Origin of the sequence: Variovorax gracilis (assembly GCF_030317115.1) — a bacterium.
GTDB lineage: Bacteria > Pseudomonadota > Gammaproteobacteria > Burkholderiales > Burkholderiaceae_C > Variovorax > Variovorax gracilis.
The window spans coordinates 1-1,404 of record NZ_JASZYF010000096.1 but is presented as its reverse complement, the minus strand read 5'-3'; the positions used below and the strand labels follow the sequence as shown (position 1 = coordinate 1,404).

Sequence of the window (1,404 nt, the reverse complement as noted above, 5' to 3'; positions counted from 1 at the left end):
CTTCGGCGCGGGTCTTGCCTTCCTCGCGTGCGAGCAGCGTGCCGAGTTCTTCCTTGCGCGCGAGGATTTCATTGCCGATCTTGTCGAGCGCATCGGAGCGAGCCTGGATGCTGCCTGTCGCCCACGCGGGGAACGCCGCGGTCGCCGCGGCCACCGCCGCTTCGACGTGCGTGGCATCGCCCTGCGTGTATTCGGCGATGGTGTCGCCGAGATTCGACGGGTTCAGGTTCCGGCTGTACGCGCGGCCCTTGACCCATTCGCCGCCGATCAGGTTGTCGTGTTGCTGCATGCGTGCGCTCTCTTTCAGAGGCCCTGGGGGCCCAGCTTGTCGATGAGCACCTTCAGCGCTTCCATTTCATCGGGCTTCAGGTCGGTCAGCGGCGCGCGGACCGGCCCCGCATCGTGTCCCACGATCTTGGCGCCGGCCTTGACGATGCTCACCGCGTAGCCTTGCATGCGGTTGCGGATCTCCAGGTACGGCATGAAGAAGTCCTTCAGCAGGCGGTGCTGCGTCTTCAGGTCGTCGGCAGCGACCGCGTGATAGAAGTCCATCGCGGTCTTCGGGATGAAATTGAAGACAGCCGAGGAGTAGACCGGCGTGCCCATCGCCTTGTAGGCGGCGGCATAGACCTCGGCGGTCGGAAGGCCGCCCAGGTAGGCGAAGCGATCGCCCATCTTCTGGTAGACCGCCACCATGGCCTCGATGTCGCCCACGCCGTCCTTGAAGCCGACGAGGTTGGGGTTGCGATCGGCCAATGCGGCCAGTGTGTCCGGCTTGAAGCGGGTGGCCCCGCCGCGGTTGTAGACGACCACGCCGAAGTCGACGCTCTTGCACACCGCCTCCACGTGCGCGGCCAGGCCTTCCTGGCCCGCCTCGGTCAGGTAGTGCGGCAAGAGCAGGATGCCGTGGGCGCCGGCCTTCTCTGCCGCCTGCGCGCACTGGATGGCGAAGCGCGTCGGGCCGCCCGCGCCCGCGATGATCGGCACCACGCCACGGCAGGTGTCGACGGCCGTCTTGATGATGCCGGGGTATTCGTCACCCGTGAGAGAGAAGAACTCGCCCGTGCCGCCCGCGGCGAACAGCGCCGAGGCGCCATAGGGCGCCAGCCACTCCAGGCGCTTCTCGTAGCCTTTCTTGTTGAAGTCGCCGTTGCTGTCGAAGTCGGTCAGCGGAAACGAAAGCAGGCCGGAGCCCATGATGGTCTTGAGTTCTTGCGGATTCATTGAAAGGTCTCTCTGGACGGGACTGGTGGTGGATGAATGGAGTGCAGGGGACGTGACGCTCAGGTCACCGGGGCGGGATTGAACAGCACCAGCGCGTTGTGCAGCTTCCAGTGCTCGGCCCAGGTCTTCTTGCGGCCGCTCGCCACGTCGAGCATCAGCTGGAACATTTCCCAGCCGACG

The 1,404-nt window shown here is 65.7% G+C and carries 3 protein-coding genes; all 3 read right to left on the bottom strand.

What is annotated here, in order from left to right; all coding sequences use genetic code 11:
- Nucleotides 1-289 (bottom strand): aldehyde dehydrogenase family protein (locus QTH97_RS36895; protein ID WP_286573742.1); only part of this gene is annotated, 289 nt, incomplete at its 3' end.
- Between the two features lie 14 nt (nucleotides 290-303).
- Nucleotides 304-1,224, bottom strand: a complete 921-nt coding sequence (gene kdgD, locus QTH97_RS36890) for a 5-dehydro-4-deoxyglucarate dehydratase (protein WP_286573741.1) — start codon at nucleotides 1,222-1,224, stop codon at nucleotides 304-306.
- Nucleotides 1,225-1,283: 59 nt separating this feature from the next.
- A partial coding sequence (locus QTH97_RS36885; RefSeq protein WP_286567534.1) for a UxaA family hydrolase occupies nucleotides 1,284-1,404 on the bottom strand: 121 nt, incomplete at its 5' end.